The sequence below is a fragment of the Serratia sp. NPDC078593 genome, assembly GCF_050268245.1.
In the GTDB taxonomy this organism is placed as follows: Bacteria; Pseudomonadota; Gammaproteobacteria; order Enterobacterales; family Enterobacteriaceae; genus JBNNGK01.
Window position 1 is genome coordinate 57770 of record NZ_JBNNGK010000001.1, and the last position, 21371, is coordinate 79140.

Here is a 21371-nt window from a genome sequence, read left to right on the forward strand (position 1 = left end):
GTTTGTTGGCTTTTCTTTTCAGCGACCTGCGTATCCAATCGGAATCGAATGTCAGCTTAACCGTTTCAGCTTGCGCGATTCTTGTCACCGATCAAACAAGCAGCCGGAATGCTGGCTCGCTCATCAGACAACAAAAAACGCCTTTAGTTTTCCTGACGTTTAACCTGCTGCCACGCCGCTTCCATTTGCTCCAGCGTCGCCTCTGCCGTGGTTAGCCCTTGCTGGGTGATAATATTTTCTACCTGGCGAAAACGTCGCTCAAACTTCCGGTTGGCCGCTTGTAGAGCATTTTCAGCCTTGTGCCCCAGATGGCGAGACAGATTCACCGTTGCGAACAGCAAGTCGCCGATTTCCTCTTCAAGTTTATGCTCATCCACCACCGCCTGCTGCGCTTCGTGCATCACCTCATCGATTTCCTCGTAAACTTTATCGAGTACCGGGCCCAGCGTGTGCCAGTCAAAACCAACCGATGCGCAACGTTTCTGTATCTTGTGCGCCTTCATCAAGGCGGGTAATGCATTGGGAATATCGTCCAGCACCGAATGCAGCGCTTTTTCGGCACGCTCACCGGCCTTTAACTGTTCCCAACGGGCGGCCACCGCATTGGCATCGGCTGCATCCGTTTCACCAAAAATATGTGGATGGCGACGCTCCAGCTTATCGCCGATCGCGTTGCAAATATCGTTGAAGTCAAACATCCCTTGTTCCTGCCCCATTTGGGCATAAAACACCACCTGGAACAGCAGATCACCCAACTCATCGCGCAGGTCTGCGTAGTCCTGACGCTCAATCGCATCGAGCACTTCATAGGTTTCTTCCAGCGTGTACGGCGCAATGGTGGCAAAGGTTTGCTGGCGATCCCACGGGCAACCGTGGTTAGGGTCGCGCAGCGTTTTCATAATAGTCAGCAAACGCTGCAACTCTATAGAATCTGTCATGTAAAAATCTCTGACGAAAGAAAAGAAGGGAACACGTTTATCCCCCATCGCGTTTGATGTTGGGGCATGCCCAAGCCATGCTGACAGAGCCGGCTTACATCCCCATCGCTTAGCCGATGAAGCGACGAGAGACGAACGGTGCGTCTTGAAGACGCAGAACTCCCAATGGATTTCATGTTGCACCGAGGCGATAACAATGCCCGCCAGTCACTGAGTTAACTCAATGACTGGCGAGCGTATTCACGGTACAGCTTGAAAAACGCAGGAGATTCAACTGCCATGCAAACGTTTAGCATCAATCACATCCGGCAACTGATTCAATTTGGCGATCACTCGCCCTAGCACCTGCTGGTTGTAGATTTCGATATCCATATCGATGGTTGCCATCTGCTTTTTGGTATCGCTCCTGCTGGCGACGCCCAACACGTTGACTTTTTCGTTGGCGAGTATGGTGGTGATATCACGTAACAGGCCGCTGCGATCGTTCGCCATCACGCGTACCACCAGCGAATAGCCGCTGGAATAGCTTTCCCCCCACACGGCGTCAACAATGCGTTCCGGCGCGTGTGATTGCAGCTCGGTCAATTGATCGCAATCCGCTCGGTGAATCGAGATGCCGCGCCCCTGCGTGATGAAACCAATAATGTCATCGCCTGGGATCGGCTGGCAGCAGCGGGCAATATGGTGCATCAGATTACCGACGCCTTCCACGACCACCCGCCCGTCATCTTTACGTCGCGTTGTTTGTGGTGTTTTTTGCTGTTTTAACTGGCGCAGCGCTTCACGGTCTTGCTCCTCCGCGCTTGGCTTGTTGAACTTGCTTTGCAGGAAGTTAACCATCTGATTGAGGCGAATATCACCGCCGCCAATCGCTGCCAGCACTTCATCCAGCGAGTTCATGTTGTAGCGCGGAACCAGCAGTTTTTCCGCTTCTTTTAGGCTGATGCCCAAGTGCTCGAGTTCATTGTCGAGCATCTGGCGGCCAGCCAGAATGTTTTTGTCACGATCCTGTTTACGGAACCAGTTGTGGATCTTCGAACGGCCACGACTGGTAGTAATGTAGCCCAGGTTGGGGTTAAGCCAGTCGCGGCTTGGGTTTGGCTGTTTTTGGGTGATGATTTCTATCTGATCGCCCATTTGTAACTGGTAGGTGAACGGGACGATGCGCCCGCCAATCTTGGCACCGATGCAGCGATGGCCCACGTCGCTGTGAATGTGATAAGCGAAATCCAGCGGCGTTGAACCGGCAGGCAGATCTATTACGTCGCCCTTCGGTGTAAACACGTACACCCGGTCGTCAAATACCTGGCTGCGAACTTCATCGAGCATTTCACCAGAATCCGCCATCTCCTCCTGCCAGGCAATCAGCTTACGCAACCAGGCAATACGCTCCTCATAGCCGGAACGTACGGTTGCGATGGCACCCTCTTTATACTTCCAGTGCGCAGCAACGCCCAGCTCGGCATCTTCATGCATCTGGCGAGTACGGATCTGGATCTCGACCGTTTTGCCACGCGGCCCTAATACCACCGTGTGGATCGATTGATAACCGTTCGGCTTGGGGTTGGCGACGTAATCGTCGAACTCATCAGGCAGGTGACGAAAATGGGTATGCACAATGCCGAGTGCGGCATAGCAATCTTGCAAACGTTCAGCGACGATACGCACCGCGCGCACGTCAAACAATTCATCGAACGCCAAGGTCTTTTTCTGCATTTTGCGCCAGATGCTGTAGATATGTTTTGGTCGGCCGTAAATGTCGACCTTAATGCCCTCATCAGCCATTGCCTTGCGCAATGACGAGACAAAATCATCAATAAACTGTTCACGGTCAATACGCCGCTCGTGCAGCAGCTTGGCAATGCGCTTGTATTCATCCGGGTGCAGGTAACGGAAGCAAAAATCTTCCAGCTCCCACTTCAACTGACCAATCCCCAGCCGGTTGGCCAACGGTGCGTAAATATTGGAGCACTCTTTAGCCGCCAGCACTCGTTCATCTTCCGGCGCGTCTTTGACTTCACGCAGGTGAGCAATACGCTCTGCGAGTTTGATCACCACGCAGCGGAAATCTTCGACCATCGCCAGCAACATCCGGCGAACGTTGTCCACCTGCTCGGAACCCATCGAGTCATTTTGCGTGGCTTTCAGTTGGCGAATGGCATCCATGTCGCGCACACCGTGTACCAACGCGACAATACCTTGACCGAAAGCGTCGGTCAGTGTGTCTTCCGGCACGATACCGGCATCAACCAGCGGGAACAGCAGCGCAGCACGCATGCTGTCGTTGTCCATACTGAGAGTAGAGAGGATTTCCACCATCTCCAAGCCGCGCCACAATAAGATTGGCGCGTCGGGATGGTTCTGCGTTTGTTGTTCACAGTAGCGCCAGGTTGCGGCTAAACGCTCACATGACTGCGGGTTAGGTAGCCCAAGGCTTTCAATCCACTCATCGAGTGCAAATTCACCCGCCGTGTTCAAATGTGCACTTCTTACCGCAACCATACCTTCTCCCTACTTTGCAGCGACCCTTGACGCGTTGTGATTGTTCCACCACGTCATTGATTCAAGATGCCCCGTATGCGGGAAACGCTCCAACATTCGCACACGCGCAAGACGATAACCGGCAGCCAACAGCACGATGCTCTTACCTGCCTGAAGAGGATGGCGAAACACGCCCCCCGCTTCGATGCCAACGTTACCTCGGTGGCATCACTCCAATCGCATCGGCATGAACAGACTCCCGCACCACGAACACCCGATGCTGCACGCGCCTGTCACGCAATGTCTACCTCAAGCGACTCATGGATAAAAGACGCATTTCTCAGCAAAATCTTATGTGCATTATATTGCCCATTCGCTAGCAGTGTGGCAACACCTTCAATCCACCACTCGCGTGTTAACGCGGCCGGCCAGCAGTAAAAAGGAAGTTTACTCTGCAGTAGAATAGATCCCCTATCCATGATTGGGTTGTATAACCTGCCATTCAAGGGTGCAGATGCTCTTTAGCGGATTTACCGTGCTATTACTCGCATGAGGTCACACTAACAGATAGCGACATCTAGCCGCCGATCTTTCATCCCCTCCCACCTATCGTTTGAGGTTGGTTTTCCGCCCATTCGACACACGCCTTACCATTGTCACGCCCGTTTTTTCATGGAAGAACGGAACAACTCACATCACAGACTTATTTTTGTCAACGTTAGCGGGTCGTCACGCGGCGTTTGAGAGAGTAGAATCGCGGCATAAAATTGTCGATTGCCGGTTCATTACGCTAGGATTAGCGCAATTCTCCCATATTGGAATCCCATGACCAAATACAGCCTGCGCGCGCGCATGATGATACTGATTCTGGCTCCGACCTTATTGATCGGTTTGCTGCTGAGTACCTTCTTCGTGGTGCACCGTTATAATGAATTACAAGAGCAGCTGGTGGATGCCGGAACCAGCATTATAGAGCCCTTGGCCGTTGCCAGCGAATACGGTATGACTTTCCGCAGCCGCGAGTCGGTTCGTCAATTGGTCAGCCTGTTACATCGCCGCCATTCAGACATTGTACGCTCCATCACGGTGTTTGATGCGCAGAATAATCTGTTTGTCACATCCAATTATCATCACAATTTCGGCCAGTTGCAGTTGCCGAAAGGTGTGCCAATGCCCACCGAACTGATGCTGACTCGCCGAGGTGACTCGCTGATTTTGCGCACGCCAATCCTCTCGGAGAGCCAATATCCCGACGAAAGCGCTGAACCGGCCACTCAACCCGACCATAACCTCGGTTATGTCGCCATCGAGTTGGATCTACAGTCGGTACGCTTACAGCAATATAAAGAAGTGTTCGTTTCTACGCTGTTACTATTGATGTGCATGTGTATCGCTATTTTGTTTGCCTATCGTCTGATGCGCGACGTCACCGGCCCAATACGAAACATGGTCAACACCGTCGATCGCATCCGTCGAGGCCAACTTGATAGCCGCGTCGAAGGCTTTATGCTCGGCGAGCTGCATATGCTAAAAAACGGCATCAATTCGATGGCGATGTCGCTGACTGCCTATCATGAAGAAATGCAGCAAAATATCGATCAGGCCACCTCCGATCTGCGTGAAACGCTGGAGCAGATGGAAATTCAGAACGTCGAACTGGATCTGGCCAAGAAGCGCGCGCAGGAAGCCGCACGTATCAAATCTGAATTCCTCGCCAACATGTCGCACGAACTGCGTACCCCACTTAACGGCGTCATTGGCTTCACACGCCAGATGTTAAAAACCGATTTGAGTGCGACACAAACCGACTACCTGCAAACCATTGAACGATCGGCAAATAATCTGCTAACCATCATTAACGATGTCTTGGACTTCTCCAAACTGGAAGCAGGTAAACTGGTGCTGGAACACATTCCTTTCGCACTGCGCGAAACGCTGGATGAAGTGATTGTGTTACTGGCGCCCAGTGCCCATGAAAAAGGGCTGGAGCTGACGCTCGATGTGCACAATGAGGTGCCAGAGCAGGTCATCGGCGATTCGCTACGCTTGCAACAGGTGATCACTAACCTGCTGGGTAACGCCGTGAAATTTACTGAAACCGGCAACATCGATATCCGTGTGGAATTGCGTAATCAATTGGAGCGACAGGTTGAACTGGAGGTGCAAATCCACGATACCGGCATTGGCATTTCCGAACGCCAGCAATCACAGCTGTTCCAAGCGTTCCGCCAAGCCGATGCAAGTATTTCACGCCGTCATGGCGGCACGGGATTAGGGCTGGTGATTACGCAAAAGCTGGTGAAGGAAATGGGCGGTGACATCTGCTTCCACAGCCAGTTGAACCGTGGTTCAACCTTCTGGTTCCACATTACGCTCGATCTGAATGAGGGCATGTTGTCGCTACCACCAAGCCTGCCGGATCTGCGTGGCAAAAAACTGGCCTACATCGAAGCTAACCCAACCGCGGCACAGGCGACGCTGAATATGCTCAGCGCGACGCAATTAGTGGTCACCCATTCGCCAACGATCGGCCAACTGCAAAAGAATGAGTATGATTTTCTGCTGGTCGGGGTGCCGATTCCGTTCCGCGATAATATTGGTCAAGGACAGCACAAAGAGAAACTGCTGGAATCGCTGAAACTGGCCAAGCGGGTCATTCTAGCGTTACCGTGCCAATCGCAGATTGATGCCGAACAGCTTAAACAGCTCGGTGCTATCGGCTGCCTGACCAAACCCATCACCAGTAACCGCCTGTATCCGCTGTTGCGAATGGAAACCCCACATCAACAGAGCACGTTGCCGGAACGCAAGCGCCTGCCACTGACCGTGATGGCGGTGGATGATAACCCGGCCAATTTAAAACTGATCGGCACATTGTTAAAAGAGCAAGTGGAGCAAGCGTTACTTTGTGAAAGCGGTGAAGAAGCCATTTCACTGGCGCGCGATAATGTACTCGACCTGATCTTGATGGATATTCAGATGCCAAATATTGACGGCATCCGCACCAGCGAGCTCATCCGGCAAATGCCACACCACAATTCAACCCCGATCGTGGCGGTAACGGCGCATGCCGTCAGTGGCGAGCGTGAACATCTGTTGCAAGCCGGCATGGACGATTATCTGGCAAAACCGATCGACGAAGCGATGCTAACCCGCGTACTGTCGCGCTATCATGGCGGTCTCAGTGAACCAGAGCCGGTCTTGCCACGGCCGGCGGGCGATCCACAACTGTCGCTGGATTGGTCGCTCGCACTGCGGCAAGCGGCCAATAAAGAAGATCTGGCTCGCGATTTATTGCAAATGCTGCTCGATTTCCTGCCGCAGGTCACTGAACGGGTACAAGCCTTGCTGGATGGCGCTCAGGACGACACCATCATTGATATTATTCATAAATTGCATGGGAGTTGTAGCTACAGCGGCGTACCGCGCCTGAAGCAACTGTGTTTTTATCTGGAACAGCAGTTACGCTTGGGCATCAATAGCCACGATCTCGAACCTGAATGGTTGGAATTGCTGGACGAGATCGCGCTAACCAGCCAGGCAGCACAGGCGCATTTAGCCTCGGCGGCGGATTGATCGCTATCGAATCGTTGTGCTGGATGGATCGGCAACCAACAACTTGCCACTCACCAAGCGCATCAAAATGAACAGGGGCATAGCAGGATGCTACGCCCCAACGAAGAACGGGCTCAACCGAGGCGGACTAAAATTACCCTCGATGAGATTACCCCTAGGTTACTGCATCAAAAGATACAGCGATGCATCACCACGTTGAATATTCAATGCCAGCACCGAAGGTTTGCTATCAAGGATCTTACGCAGTTCACCCAGATTCTGAATAGGCTGCTGGTTGACGCCGAGGATCACATCACCTTTCTTCAATCCGATACGCGCTGCGGCACTGCCCGCTTTCACGCTATCCACTTTAACACCTTTCTGCTTACCAACCTGGGTATTACTCAGTTCAGCGCCTTCAATACCGGTGTAAATGTTACCGGACTCAACCTGCATCTGTTTACTTTGCTCCAGCGTCACATCCACCGTAACCGGTTTACCGTCGCGGATCAGGCCTAGCACCATTTTACTGCCGACCGGCAGCGTACCAATCTCCGCGCGGAATGATGCGAAGCTTGAAATCGCTTTACCGTTTAACGTGACGATCACATCACCGGCCTTGATGCCCGCTTTCGCTGCGGCTGACTTAGGCATAACCTGGCTGACAAATGCGCCGCGCTGAGCGTCCACCTTCATCGCTTTAGCCAATTCAGAGTTCAGTTCGGTGCCCATAATACCCAGTTCACCGCGTTTCACCTGGCCGAACTCAACCATTTGCGCGGTCAAGTTTTTCACCATATTGCTTGGAATAGCAAAACCAATACCGATATTGCCACCGTCTGGCGCCAGGATGGCGGTATTAATACCGATCAGCTCACCGTTCAAATTGACCAGTGCGCCACCGGAGTTGCCCCGGTTAATCGCGGCATCCGTCTGAATAAAGTTTTCGTAGTTTTCGATGTTTAAGCCACTGCGCCCCAACGCCGACACAATGCCTGAAGTCGCGGTTTCACCCAGACCATACGGGTTACCGATCGCCACCGTGTAATCGCCGACGCGCAGCGCATTAGAATCCGCCATTTTAATTGCGGTGAGATTTTTGAAATCTTTCAATTGGATCAACGCAATATCAGAACGCGGATCCTTACCGATCATTTTAGCCTCAAAACGTCGGCCATCACTCAGCTTCACTTGGATCTTGCTGGCGTTATCCACTACGTGATTATTGGTGACCACATAACCTTTTGCTGCGTCAATGATGACACCGGCACCCAACGCTTGGAATTTCTGTTTGGCACCGGGAGCACCCGCCCCACCTTGGCACATTGGCGAGCCCAGGAACGGTGAACCATCCTGACAGAATGGCGAATCCTCACCAAAGAACTGTTGGAATTGCTGCGGCATACGCGGCGTATTAACGCTCGTGCTTCCTTCAACGTTAATGCTCACCACTGACGGCATCACTTTCTCCAGCATCGGTGCCAGACTCGGCAACTGCTGGGAAGGTGCGCTTGCTGACGCGGTTTCTGCGGCGCTGGCCGTCATCGGCCCCATCGCCAAGCCAACACTGAATGCCAAGGCGCTTAAAACTAATGTGGTTTTTTTCATTGCTGTGTCTCTTCAACGTCGTTCAGAAAGTTTTGCTGTGCTTAATGAGAACCTATTATTATCGTGAAGTTCCAAGCCAAGTTTGGGGCAATGGTAAACAAATATTGTTCATCTTTACAAAACTAAAAAATAGCGACCTTCCCATGCGGAAATATGAAAATAACGATATATTGATTAATCTATTCCGCGGCCATTAAGCGCCGATATTCGTCATAGGCATAAAGATCGGTCATGCCGCTAATATAATCTTGTAATAAACGTGCGCGGAAATAATACTCGCGGATCGCTTGCTGCTCTGGTGATAAATGCTGTAAGCCATCGACCGCCTCTTGGTAGGCTAAGCGGTGTTTGATCGACAATTTATGGAATAGACGCGTTTCAATCGGGTAACTGCGGTGGTTATCCTCCTGCACCAATTGGCTAAAATCCGCTAACGGCATCGCCAACAATGGGCTGTAGATATCCAGTAGCCCGCTGATTACGCGATAGCCTTGCAGTTCAAGCTGTTCCACTTCGGGATGATTAAAGACATGTTTGAACGCAACGTTCTTGAAGATCTTGAGCAACTGGAATGCGGGGCTGGAATCCTCCAGCAGTGCCTGATTAAAGCTCCCCTGAAACACCGCATCAAGATTATCAATAAAACGTTGTGCCGCATGCGGCACCAGCCGCCCCACGGTATAGACCCGTAAATACATAAAGAATTGATCTTCAGCGCTGCGCCATGCACCAACGCTATCGATTTTACGAAACGCACTGGCAACGGTTTTATCAAACAAATCGCCAGGCTTAACATCGCCCCACTCTTGGGTTAAATGTTGATACAGTTGTTCAACGGTAAAAATATTTTTTTCTACCGCATCTTCAAGGTCGGCGACACAATAAGAGATATCGTCGGCCGCTTCCATAATATACGTCAGTGGGAAACGATCAAACTCCCCCATATTCAATTCACGCCGCAAACGATCGACAAAGGCTTCCTCCGCCATATAAAAACCGGGCTTCTTCATCAGATAACTATGACTGGCGGGAATATCGCTGGCCCAATAGGCCGGACGGGTATATTTCAAAATACAGCCAACCTGCGCATAGGTCAGATTCAGTTTCAACAGCGTATAAACCAATCGGATAGCCTGCGCATTACCTTCAAAATGACTGAGGTCATGACGAATACGACTGCGCAAGCGATTAAGATCGCTTTCACCTTCATGCAAACGCAATACGCTGACCTGGCAGCGATCGTGGCTGCTCGGTTCAATGCCGCAACTGGCGGGATCCAAACGCTGACCAAACCAGTCATTGATCGCTGATTCACCAAAATGGCCGAAAGGCGGGTTACCGATGTCATGCATCAAGCAGGCCATTTCGACAATACTTTCAAACGGATCGAGTAAGCGAGTCAGACCAAGCTGATCGATGCGTTTCCCCTGCTTAAAACGGTTAAGGATCTCTTTGGCAATATGGCGCCCGACCTGCTGCACTTCCATCGAATGCGTTAATCGACTGCGCACGGCAGCATTGCGTTCCAACGGAAAAACTTGCGTTTTTTGTTGCAACCGGCGGATCGCCGCTGAATTAACGATTCGCCCGCGATCGCTCTCAAACTGCCGAATAATGTCGTATTCTTCCTCTGCTTTGATCGGCTGGCCAAACGGCCGCTGAAAGCTGATTTTTTGTTTAAAGTCGATCCCGGACATGGTTCTCTCCACGCTTGGCGCATCAGCCCCCGTGATAACAATTCTCAGCGCTGGATGCAATGGATTATCTCTCTTTCAGAGCCATGATAGACTATGCCGCAACTCCCCCCTATCAGCGAGATTATTTATGAAAGTAGGCATCATTGGCGCGATGGAGCAAGAAGTCACCCTGCTGCGCGATCAAATTGAAAACCGCCAAACGATTCAACGCGCAGGCTGCGAGATTTACACCGGCCAAATCAACGGCGTTGACGTAGCTCTGCTGAAATCTGGCATTGGCAAAGTTGCCGCGGCGCTGGGCACCACTCTGCTGCTGGAGCATTGCCAGCCTGACGTCGTGATCAATACCGGTTCCGCTGGCGGCCTGGCAGCAACGTTGAAGGTCGGCGATATTGTGGTGTCTGAAGAGGTTCGCTATCACGATGCCGACGTTACCGCCTTTGGTTACGCGCCGGGCCAAATGGCCGGTTGCCCTGCGGCATTTGTGGCTGACGATGCGCTGATCGCCCTGGCGGAAAACTGTATCACGCAGTTGGATCTCAATGCGGTGCGCGGCCTGATTTGCAGCGGTGACGCATTTATCAATGGCGCAGAGCCACTGGCGCGTATCCGCGCGACCTTCCCGAATGTGGCGGCGGTAGAAATGGAAGCGGCGGCCATCGGCCATGTTTGCCATCAATTCGCTACGCCATTCGTGGTGGTGCGCGCCATCTCTGACGTCGCCGACAGCGAATCACACATGAGCTTCGACGAATTCCTAGTGGTCGCAGCCAAACAGTCTTCGCTGATGGTCAATGCCATGCTGCAAACGTTGGCTAAGCGCGGTTAATGTGAAGCAGTGCTTTTCCTCTCTGTTGTGGTTACTGGCATTAACACTGACGTTGCCCGCCGCGGCAGCGCAGCGCGTGATCAGTTTAGCGCCCAATACCACGGAACTGGCCTACGCCGCCGGTATGGGCGACGTGCTGCTTGCAGCCAGCGCCTTTTCAGATTATCCCCCAGAGGCCAAAAAGCTTGAACAGGTGGCCTCCTGGCAAGGGATCAATTTGGAGCGGATTCTGGCGTTAAAACCGGATCTGATTCTGGCATGGCGCGGCGGCAATCCACAGCGAGTGTTGGATCAACTCGCCTCATTTGGCATTCCAATTTTCTATGCCGATGCGAAAAATATCGATGAGATCGCTCAATCACTGGACGATCTGGCCCGATATAGCCCGCATCCCCAACAGGCACATCAGGCGGCACAGCAAATTCGTCAGCACGCCGCCCGGTTGAAAAGCCACTATGCCAGCAATCAATCGCGCCGCGTGCTGATACAATTTGGCACACAGCCGCTGTTCACCACTTCCGGTGCAACACTGCAAAGCCAAGTGCTTACCCTATGTGGTGCAGAAAATATCTTTGCCGACAGCCGGGTGCCATGGCCGCAAATCAGCCGTGAACACGTATTAATACGCCACCCGCAAGCCATTGTCATCAGCGGCGGAGAGGCAGAAATCGCCAGTGTGAAAGCGTTTTGGTCGCCGCAATTGCAGGTGCCAGTGATCGCGTTGAATGAAGATTGGTTCAATCGTGCCGGGCCGCGCATTATATTGGCAGCACAACAGCTATGCAGCCAATTGGCGGAGATACCCTGATGCTGGTTTTCTGGTTGGACATTTTGGGCACTGCGGTGTTCGCTATTTCCGGCGTACTGCTGGCTGGCAAACTGCGCATGGATCCGTTTGGCGTACTGGTATTAGGCGTCGTCACCGCCATCGGTGGCGGTACCATCCGTGACATGGCGCTGGCTAACGGGCCAGTGTTCTGGGTGAAAGATCCTACCGATCTGGTGGTGGCGATGATTACCTGTGTGCTGACGTTACTGTTAGTACGTCAGCCACGGCGGTTGCCGAAATGGATCTTACCGGTATTAGATGCCGTGGGGCTCGCGGTGTTTGTCGGTATCGGCGTTAACAAAGCTTTTGATGCGGGTAGCGGGCCATTAGTGGCAATTTGCATGGGGGTGATCACTGGCGTTGGCGGCGGTATTATTCGTGACGTGTTAGCGCGCGAGATCCCGATGATTCTGCGCACGGAGATTTATGCGACAGCCTGCATTATCGGCGGTATCGTCCACGCCACCGCCTATTACAGCTTTGGTATGCCGCTCCAGCAGGCAATGATGTTGGGGATGACGATTACGTTGGCGATCCGGTTAGCAGCGATTCGCTGGCATCTCAAGCTACCGGCGTTTATCCTCGAACAGTAATCAGCGTGCTTGCAGCCATTAAAAAACCCGCCAACCGATAACAGTAGGCGGGTTTTTACACAATACGCAATTAAATGCTGAATGAGGAACCACAGCCGCAGGTGGTTTTGGCATTTGGGTTGGTCACCACAAAGCGTGAACCCTCTAACCCTTCGGTATAATCTACCGAACCGCCGACCAGGTATTGCAAACTCATCGGATCAACCACCAGCGCAACGCCCTGTTTCTCGATGGTCATATCGCCTTCGTTGATTTTATCGTCGAAAGTGAAGCCGTATTGAAACCCGCTGCAGCCGCCACCGGTAATGTAAACCCGCAACTTCAGGTTCGGGTTTTCTTCGTCAGCAATCAGGAATTTTACCTTTTTTGCTGCTGCCTCGGTAAATTGCAGGGGCAGTGCTGTTTCATCACTCATACTCTTTACTCCCAACATTGTTCAGTATCACATTACTACAATGGCAATCTGATTAATGCTCATGATTATCTAATACCTGAGTGTTGCGTTCAAGTATTCACCGCATTTGTTGCATCTTCTTTACCAGTTTTGTCTGCCGCCGCTTTCGTTTGCTGTGCGTCTTGCTTGGCTAACGTACGGGCCAACAATGAAGAATACAAGGGCTTACCGCCGAGGAACTGCGCCACGAGTGTGGCACCCAGACAGGTGATAATCATTGGCAAAATGAGCTGATAATTATCGGTCATTTCCAATACCAATACGATACCGGTTAGCGGCGCACGCACCGTGGCGGCAAACAATGCCCCCATGCCAGCGATTGCGAAAGTTCCCGGTTCAATACCGTATTGTGGAAACAGATAGCCACTGGCCAGCCCAAAGGCGGTGCCAAATAGCGTCCCCAGTGCAAGCATCGGCGCAAAAATCCCCCCTGGGGCGCCAGAGCCAAAACACAGTAGGGTGGTCACAATACGTGCAATAAAAATGAACATCAGCATGCCAACGGAGTAATTACCGGCGGCCGCGATGGGGATCAAACCAAAGCCGCCCCCTGCGGCTTCAGGCTGAATCAAGCCAAGAATACCGCACAGCCCACCCAATAACGCGCCGATAATCAAAATGTTTCGCATCTGGCCGCCGTGAATACGCGCAAACATATCTTGAGTACGGAAAATTAACCGGTTGAACATGACGCCGACGCCACCAAATACGGCACCGAGCACCAGATACAACCACAGCGTATTGGTCGGTGCGGAAGACAATTTACCGACCTCGATCACTGAATGTTCACCATTAAAAATCTGAAATACCACCGTCGACATAATGACGCCGATAAACACCGCTTTTATCGAGATCAGGTTATAGCGGAACTGCGGGCGCATCTCTTCGATAATGAACAGAATGCCCGCCAGCGGCGCATTAAACGCCGCCGACAACCCGGCCGCGGCCCCGGTCGCCAAGAGCGAATGACGCGCCTCCGCGCCGCGCAAGCGAAAAATGTCTAATACCATTCGCCCGACGTTACCGCCCATTTGTACGGTCGGCCCTTCGCGCCCCAAGACCATGCCGGCACCCAACGTTCCCATGCCACCGATAAATTTGACCGGAATAACCCGCCACCAGCGCACTGGCCGCAGTTCCTCTAGCGCGCCCTCAATTTCAGGAATGCCCGATCCCCCCGCTTCCGGCGCGAATCGGCGTACCAAATAATAGCCCAGTACCGCCAGCGCAGCAGAAAACACAAAGGCTAACGGCCACACCAAGAGGCTATCATCGGCAACATAAGCCAGAGCAGAAAAACGTTGTTGCTGTACCCAATCCACCGCTTTTTCAAACGCCACGCCCAACAAACCAGCCAGCGTGCCGACCAAGGCCGCCATCAACAATATAGCAACCGGCGTTTTATCACGACGCATAAACTGACGTACCGCATCATTGCGCTTGAGGCGCGGCGTATGCACTAACGGGGACTGTTGTTTTAAATCAGTCATAATGGGTTATTCATTATTAGTCAGATAAGTAATACAAATAGCGAAGTGGGCTATTCTAACGCAGTCCCCGCCTCACCGCCCCCAAAAAGAGGTATCTGGCGGCGATCGTTTCATAACGGCGCGCACTTCTCTAGAATAGCCGGTCAAAACCTTTCAATGAATTTCCAGGAGCCGATTTATGAGCTTACACAGCAAGTCCGAAAGTTTGTATGCCCAGGCGCAACAGTTGATCCCAGGCGGGGTTAACTCTCCGGTACGTGCCTTCACCGGCGTAGGCGGTGTACCGCTATTTATCGAACGTGCTGACGGCGCTTACCTGTATGATGCAGATGGCAAAGCCTATATCGATTACGTCGGTTCTTGGGGGCCAATGGTTCTGGGCCACAATCACCCGGCCATCCGCAACGCGGTTATCGAAGCCGCCGAACGTGGCCTGAGCTTCGGTGCCCCCACAGAAATGGAAGTGAAAATGGCGGCGCTGGTGACAGAACTGGTGCCAACCATGGATATGGTGCGTATGGTGAATTCTGGCACCGAAGCCACGATGAGCGCGATCCGGCTGGCTCGTGGCTATACCCAGCGCGATAAAATCATTAAGTTCGAAGGGTGCTATCACGGGCATGCCGACTGCTTGTTAGTAAAAGCCGGCTCCGGCGCGTTGACGCTCGGCCAACCGAATTCACCGGGTGTACCGGCAGACTTCGCTAAGCATACCCTCACCTGCACCTATAACGATCTGGCTTCCGTACGCAGTGCGTTCGAGCAATATCCATCAGAAATCGCCTGTATTATCGTTGAGCCGGTCGCGGGCAACATGAATTGTATTCCGCCACTGCCTGAGTTCCTGCCTGGCCTGCGCGCACTGTGTGATGAGTTCGGCGCATTGCTGATTATCGACGAAGTCATGACCGGTTTTCGCGTCGCACTGGCGGGGGCACAAGCGTATTACCACGTAGAGCCCGATCTGACCTGTTTGGGCAAGATTATCGGCGGCGGCATGCCGGTAGGCGCATTTGGTGGTCGTCGCGAAGTGATGGCAGCGTTAGCACCAACCGGTCCGGTTTATCAGGCTGGAACCTTGTCCGGTAACCCTATCGCTATGGCGGCGGGCTTTGCTTGCTTAAGTGAAGTGGCCCAACCCGGCGTCCATCAAACGCTGACCGAACTGACCGCCATGCTGGCGGAAGGCTTGCAGCACGCTGCCAAGGAAGAAAATATTGCGCTAGTGGTCAACAACGTTGGCGGCATGTTTGGTCTGTTCTTCACCGAGGCAGAATCCGTCACCTGTTACCAGGACGTCATGCAGTGTGATGTTGAACGCTTCAAGCGTTTCTTCCACCTGATGTTGGAAGAAGGCGTTTATCTGGCACCGTCGGCTTTCGAGGCGGGCTTTATGTCGGTCGCGCACAGCAAGGAAGATATCCAACGCACTATCGATGCAGCACGCCGTTGTTTCGCTAAGCTGTAACCGTTAAACGGATAAAATAAACCGAGCGGTGCGGGTGATTTCAGCCGTGAGCAACGCGTCATAATATGAATGCGTTGCCAACCCTGAGCCGATCTCACCCACTCACCTCGTAGGGTACCGCGCCCGCGGTTAGCGTGAGTCGAACGGGCACCTATTTGCTTACATCAACGTGCCATAAATGGTGAGCAATGCCACCACCACCACCACGATCATGGTGACCTTACGCGCCAGTGAAACCGCCGCTCGCGGCGTTTGGATCGGATCATTATGCGGCTCGCGAGCCAAAGAAAATTGAGCCAGACGCGTGAGTACCTGATATTGCGACGTATGGCTATCCCCCAACGAAGCAAACCATGCCGGGAGCGCTTTTTCTCCGTGGCCAATCAATGCATAAGCCACTCCCACCAGCCGTACCGGGATCCAATCAAGCCAGTGCAATAAATTATCAATACCAGACTGAGAACGTTCTAGCGGTGTATTGTGGCGAGCCAACCACGTTTGATAAGCACGGAGGAAGGCATACCCTACCAGTGCAATCGGCCCATAAGGCCCGCACACCACCAACCAAAACAGCGGCGCCAGATAATAGCGATAGTTAATCCATAACAACGCATTCTGTAATTCACGTAAGCGCTCAACTTGACTGCAATCAACCGGCAAACCATGAATCAATGCCAATTCATCGGCCATCAGATCGCTCGCATGCGCATCGCCCTGCCGTGCTGCTTTTAAATAAGCCCGATAGTGTTTACGCTTAATGCCAGCGCCGATACATAACAAACCGACAGCAATCCACAGCACCAATACTACGACGCCAAACAAAACCCCTTGCGCCAGCCATAAAATACCCCAGACGATCGCCATCCAGCCCAGCGCCAAAACCAGTGTTTGCAGCAACGAGAAACGGTGAAGCCGTTCGAACACGACCTCAAGACGATGATCCAACTGCCAATGCTCGCCTAATTTGAACAAGCGTTCCCATGCCAGAACCAATAACAGCGTAAACAACGTCATTAACTTTGCCCCTCTCTTGGTATCACGACGCCCGGCTAAAAGCCTAGGCGATAGGGTGCTGCGCCACACGCACCAGATAATTTTTAGCAAAAAATGGATAATACCTGATTCAAATTTCAGTAACCGTGGCCTACGCTGTAGGTGGTACTTATCTTTGCAACAGAGTAGCATGTTTCAACTACTTCCTTAGTTCCCTTTTCGGAGTCATCTATGCCGACACGTCGCTATAATGCAGACAGCCGCCGCGCCGAGCTTCTTGAACGAATTGAACACGATATCCCTTACACCGTCGCTCAGGCGCTACAGGAAGACTTGGGCGGTGAAATTAATGCTGAACGTGATATTACGGCACAGTTACTTCCGGCGGATACTCAAGCCTATGCCACCGTCATCACCCGTGAAGCCGGTGTATTTTGTGGACAGCGTTGGTTAAATGAAGTCTTCATTCAGTTAGGCAACCAGATCCAGGTGGAATGGCAAGTAGCCGATGGTGATCTTGTGGTGCCCAATCAACCATTGTGTCATCTGAGCGGTTCGGCGCGTATCCTGCTGACCGGTGAGCGCACGGCACTCAATTTCGTGCAAACGTTGTCCGGTGTTGCCAGCGAAGTTCATCGCTATGTCGCGCTGTTGGAAGGCACGCAAACCCGCCTGCTCGACACGCGAAAAACGTTACCCGGTTTACGCACCGCACTAAAATATGCGGTCTTGTGCGGTGGCGGTTGCAACCATCGCCTGGGTCTGTCCGACGCATTTCTGATTAAGGAAAACCACATTATCGCTTCCGGCTCAATCAAAAATGCGGTGGAAAAGGCCTTCTGGCTGCATGCTGACGTGCCGGTGGAAGTTGAAGTCGAATCGCTGGACGAATTGCAGCAGGCGCTGGATGCCGGTGCCGATATTGTGATGCTGGATAACTTCAGCGTGGACATGATGCGTCAGGCGGTAGCGCTCACCCAAGGACGCGCTCAACTGGAGGTGTCAGGCAACGTCACCCACGAAACACTGCGCGAATATGCAGAAACTGGCGTGGACTACATTTCGGTTGGCGCATTGACCAAACACGTCACAGCGCTCGACTTGTCCATGCGCTTTAAATAATCGCCGTATTTATCGCCTTCCTTGCCTTTCAGGAAGGCGTTAGCCAAATCCTACTATTGCGAAGCATGCCGCATCTCTCCGCAACGCGACTGCAATAACGCGCGTTGTTATGAAAACGCTACGCAATTCAGCCAACTCCCGCTCGCCAATTTTTCTCGCCCGCTTTACCGTTGCCACCTCACTCACAGGGAGGAAGCAACATATGGACACACAACGTGGTTTTACCTTGATCGAGCTGATGGTGGTGATCGCTATCATCGCCATACTCAGCGCCATTGGCATTCCCGCCTATCAACGCTATATCCAAAAAGCAGCCATGACTGACATGCTGCAAGCGATGACGCCTTATAAAATGGCCGTCGAACTCTGCGTGTTAGATAACGGCGGCCCAAGCGGGTGTAACGCTGGCAGTAAAGGTATTCCTGAGGGCACAACCTCACGCTATGTCAGTAGCATCAGCGTTGCCCTAGGTGTGATTAGCCTTACCGGGAGCCAAACGCTGCAAGGACTCACCGTCGCACTCACACCAACGCAGGATAGCTCCGGTTTATCACGTTGGACACGCTCATGCACCAGTGACAACAAGGCGCTACAGGAAACCTGCCAAGAAGTCTTCCGCTTTGACGATGTGGCGGAGTAATCGCTATGACCATGGAAATCAGTGATGAGATCCATGCTTTGTGCCAGCGCTATCAGGCGCTGGCGCTCAGCCAGGATGATGAACGGTTAACCATTGCCTTAAATGGCGAAGCCTCCACGTTATTGTTGCAAGCGCTACGTTTTGCCACCGGCAAAAATATCGTCATTGAGCAATGGCCTCTGGCGCGGCTAGAACAAGCGCATAACCAGCGGCAAACCTCAGCGCTACCGACAGAACAGGCCTTATCCGAGGACACTGCGCCGTCATTGAATGATGACAGCGAGGCGCCCGTTGTCCGTTTTATCAATCACGCGTTGCGCACCGCGATTCAACGCCGCGCCTCTGATGTTCATGTCGAACCCTATCAACATCAGTTGCGCATTCGTCTGCGGATCGACGGCGTTTTACAGGCTGTCGCTTCACCGCCGTTTGCTCTGGCCCGTCGGGTGATCGCGCGTCTCAAAATTATGGGGCAGTTAGACATCGCCGAACGCCGTCTGCCGCAAGATGGTCAGCTTAGCGTCCAACTCGATGACGCCCATTATTCAATGCGCATCGCCACGCTCCCGACGCTACATGGTGAAAAAGTGGTGTTACGGATCCTGCAAACCGATCGCCAAGAACTGCCGCTGGAACAGTTGGGCATGAGCCCAACCGATCGCGGTCTGTTTGCTGGTGCGCTGGCTAATCCGCAGGGCATGATTTTGGTCACAGGCCCTACCGGCAGCGGTAAAACTGTCACATTATACAGTGGCCTACGCCAGTTAAATGATGAACAAAGCAACTTATGCAGCGTCGAAGATCCGATCGAGATACCGGTATTTGGCGTGAATCAAACCCAGATCAACGCGAAAACCGATCTCGATTTCGCACGTGTACTCCGCGCACTACTACGACAAGATCCCGACGTGATCATGATCGGGGAGATCCGCGATAAAGAAACGGCCGAGATCGCCGTCAAGGCGGCGCAAACCGGCCATCTGGTGCTCTCTACTTTGCATACCAACTCCACCAGCGAAACGTTAACACGGTTGACCAACATGGGCATTCCCGGCTACTTGCTGGCTTCAAGCCTGAAGCTAGTCATTGCCCAGCGATTGGTTCGCCGCCTGTGTATACACTGCCGCTATCCGCAAACAGAACGGTTGCATTTTCCACCATCACTTTGGCCTGAGCCACTCACGCCCTGGCGTGCCGAAGGATGCGAACATTGTTTTGGCGGCTACTACGGCCGTATCGGTATTTATGAATTACTGCGCATCACCCCTGAGGTTCAGCAGGGTTTACTGCAAAATATGGCCGCCAGTCAACTGGCCGACATTGCCCAACGTCAGGGTCAGGTGTCATTGTTGCAAGCTGGGCTCACGTTGGTCACACAAGGGATTACGTCACTGGAAGAGGTATACCGCGTGATCGGCAATGATGCTGAGACTCAGGCATGAAAACCCGGCGTCTGTATTTATGGCAGGCAATTGATTCCGGAGGCCAGATACGCACCGGCGAAGCCTTGGCCGCAGGCAAAGATCGGGTTTATCAGCTATTGATTGAACAAGATTTGCAGCCTTATCGCATTGGTAACGGCAAATCAATCGCTGCAAATCAGTGGCGTGGAGAACCGTTGATCTTGTTCACTCGGCAACTAGCAACGCTACTGCAAGCAGGCCTTCCGCTGGTGAACACCTTACAGTTACTGGCACAGGAGCATCAATCTGCCGCATGGCGCTGCCTGCTGTTGGAAATCGGGACTAAAGTGGCACAAGGTCAGCCACTTTCCGAAGTAACGGAAGACTATCCTTACATTTTCCCATTAATATATCGGCAGTTAATCGCCATCGGTGAATTAACTGGCAACCTCGATAACTGCTGTCTCCAATTAGCGCAACAGCAAGAGCAGCAGCAACAGTTGCAGAAGAAAGTTGTTAAAGCCTTACGTTATCCTCTGTTTATCTGCGCAGTCGCGCTGCTGGTCAGTATCTTAATGTTAGTCATGGTGCTGCCAGAATTCGCCAAAGTTTATCAGTCATTTGACGCGCCGTTGCCTGGATTCACCCAAGGATTACTAACGCTATCGTCTTGGCTCATCTCCGCTGGTCCTTATCTCCTTTTCGCTATTACTGCCTCCGCGATTAGCTACTACCGCTATCTTCATCCCTTGGCCTTATGGCAACGCAGGGAGCAGCGTATTCTGCTGAAACTGCCGCTGATCGCACAACTGGTAAAAGGCGGCTGTCTAAGCCAAATATTCCGTATATTGACCATGACGCAGCAGGCTGGCCTGACGCTGGTGGAAGGACTGAATGCAGCAGTGCTATCAGTAGACAACCTGTTTTTTCGGCAGGCACTAGAAAGCATCCAGCAGCAGTTGACGCAGGGGCAACCTTTTCATCGTGCGTTAGGTGAACAACCGCTGTTTCCCTCATTGTGTCAGCAATTGATACGCGTCGGGGAGGAGTCAGGTACCCTAGATACGCTATTGGGGAAACTGGCGCAGTGGCATGAGCAACAAACGCATGAGTTAGCCGATACGTTGGCACAAACGCTTGAGCCTATTTTAATGCTGGTGATCGGTGGCATTGTTGGTGGACTGGTGATCGCCATGTATCTGCCGATCTTCCAATTAGGGAGCGTGCTGGGATGAACAATAACTCCCCCGCCGCAGCGGGGAAGATTAACG

At 52.5% G+C, this 21371-nt stretch carries 16 protein-coding genes; 9 read left to right on the top strand and 7 right to left on the bottom strand.

Features of this window, described 5'->3' with window-relative positions:
* Window positions 1-143 precede the first annotated feature (143 nt).
* Window positions 144-938 carry a nucleoside triphosphate pyrophosphohydrolase gene (gene mazG, locus ACQKDS_RS00290; protein ID WP_399664995.1) on the bottom strand — a complete coding sequence of 265 codons (795 nt, stop codon included), beginning with the start codon at window positions 936-938 and terminating at the stop codon, window positions 144-146.
* Between the two features lie 270 nt (window positions 939-1208).
* Entirely contained in the window at window positions 1209-3440 is a 2232-nt protein-coding gene (gene relA, locus ACQKDS_RS00295; protein WP_399664992.1) for a GTP diphosphokinase, read from the bottom strand.
* An 804-nt stretch (window positions 3441-4244) separates the two neighbouring features.
* Here relA and barA point away from each other — a divergent pair.
* Window positions 4245-6995, top strand: coding sequence for a two-component sensor histidine kinase BarA (gene barA / locus ACQKDS_RS00300; RefSeq protein WP_399664989.1), 2751 nt, complete (start codon window positions 4245-4247; stop codon window positions 6993-6995).
* Window positions 6996-7154: 159 nt separating this feature from the next.
* Here barA and degP read toward each other — a convergent pair whose 3' ends face one another.
* Both degP and dgt read right to left on the bottom strand, forming a co-directional pair.
* On the bottom strand, window positions 7155-8582 hold the full coding sequence (gene degP / locus ACQKDS_RS00305) for a serine endoprotease DegP (RefSeq protein ID WP_399664986.1): 1428 nt from the start codon (window positions 8580-8582) through the stop codon (window positions 7155-7157).
* A gap of 179 nt (window positions 8583-8761) precedes the next feature.
* Window positions 8762-10279 (bottom strand): dGTPase, encoded by a 1518-nt coding sequence (gene dgt / locus ACQKDS_RS00310; protein WP_399664983.1) that lies wholly within the window; start codon window positions 10277-10279, stop codon window positions 8762-8764.
* Window positions 10280-10406: 127 nt separating this feature from the next.
* Here dgt and mtnN point away from each other — a divergent pair, with 127 nt between their 5' ends.
* Genes mtnN through ACQKDS_RS00325 form a run of 3 tightly spaced genes read left to right on the top strand, consistent with a single transcriptional unit; the run spans window position 10407 to window position 12530 of the window.
* Window positions 10407-11108: a 5'-methylthioadenosine/S-adenosylhomocysteine nucleosidase gene (gene mtnN / locus ACQKDS_RS00315; RefSeq protein ID WP_399664979.1), complete on the top strand. Its 702-nt coding sequence runs from the start codon at window positions 10407-10409 to the stop codon at window positions 11106-11108.
* Complete coding sequence (gene btuF, locus ACQKDS_RS00320) at window positions 11074-11916, top strand: vitamin B12 ABC transporter substrate-binding protein BtuF (protein WP_399664976.1); 843 nt, start codon at window positions 11074-11076, stop codon at window positions 11914-11916. The genes mtnN and btuF overlap by 35 nt, the downstream gene beginning before the upstream one ends.
* A complete protein-coding gene (locus ACQKDS_RS00325) occupies window positions 11916-12530 on the top strand; it encodes a TRIC cation channel family protein (RefSeq protein ID WP_399664973.1) in 615 nt (204 codons plus the stop codon). Before btuF ends, ACQKDS_RS00325 begins: the two co-directional genes overlap by 1 nt.
* Window positions 12531-12600: 70 nt before the next feature.
* Here ACQKDS_RS00325 and erpA read toward each other — a convergent pair whose 3' ends face one another.
* Both erpA and clcA read right to left on the bottom strand, forming a co-directional pair.
* Window positions 12601-12945 (bottom strand): iron-sulfur cluster insertion protein ErpA, encoded by a 345-nt coding sequence (gene erpA, locus ACQKDS_RS00330; protein ID WP_399664970.1) that lies wholly within the window; start codon window positions 12943-12945, stop codon window positions 12601-12603.
* A gap of 89 nt (window positions 12946-13034) precedes the next feature.
* Window positions 13035-14474, bottom strand: a complete 1440-nt coding sequence (gene clcA / locus ACQKDS_RS00335) for a H(+)/Cl(-) exchange transporter ClcA (protein ID WP_399664967.1) — start codon at window positions 14472-14474, stop codon at window positions 13035-13037.
* Window positions 14475-14652: 178 nt separating this feature from the next.
* Here clcA and hemL point away from each other — a divergent pair, with 178 nt between their 5' ends.
* Entirely contained in the window at window positions 14653-15942 is a 1290-nt protein-coding gene (gene hemL, locus ACQKDS_RS00340; RefSeq protein ID WP_399664964.1) for a glutamate-1-semialdehyde 2,1-aminomutase, read from the top strand.
* 159 nt (window positions 15943-16101) lie between these two features.
* On the opposite strand, the gene ampE is transcribed toward hemL, so the two are convergent.
* Window positions 16102-16956: a beta-lactamase regulator AmpE gene (ampE, locus tag ACQKDS_RS00345; RefSeq protein WP_399664961.1), complete on the bottom strand. Its 855-nt coding sequence runs from the start codon at window positions 16954-16956 to the stop codon at window positions 16102-16104.
* Window positions 16957-17166: 210 nt separating this feature from the next.
* Between ampE and nadC the strand changes: the two genes are divergently transcribed.
* The 4 genes from nadC to hofC all read left to right on the top strand — a co-directional run bounded on the left by nadC (window position 17167) and on the right by hofC (window position 21335).
* A complete protein-coding gene (nadC, locus tag ACQKDS_RS00350) occupies window positions 17167-18057 on the top strand; it encodes a carboxylating nicotinate-nucleotide diphosphorylase (RefSeq protein ID WP_399664958.1) in 891 nt (296 codons plus the stop codon).
* Between the two features lie 202 nt (window positions 18058-18259).
* Window positions 18260-18697 (top strand): prepilin peptidase-dependent pilin, encoded by a 438-nt coding sequence (ppdD, locus tag ACQKDS_RS00355; RefSeq protein WP_399664955.1) that lies wholly within the window; start codon window positions 18260-18262, stop codon window positions 18695-18697.
* A gap of 5 nt (window positions 18698-18702) precedes the next feature.
* Window positions 18703-20139 (top strand): type II secretion system protein GspE, encoded by a 1437-nt coding sequence (gene gspE / locus ACQKDS_RS00360; protein ID WP_399664952.1) that lies wholly within the window; start codon window positions 18703-18705, stop codon window positions 20137-20139.
* On the top strand, window positions 20136-21335 hold the full coding sequence (gene hofC / locus ACQKDS_RS00365) for a protein transport protein HofC (RefSeq protein ID WP_399664949.1): 1200 nt from the start codon (window positions 20136-20138) through the stop codon (window positions 21333-21335). Before gspE ends, hofC begins: the two co-directional genes overlap by 4 nt.
* The last annotated feature ends 36 nt before the right edge of the window (window positions 21336-21371 follow it).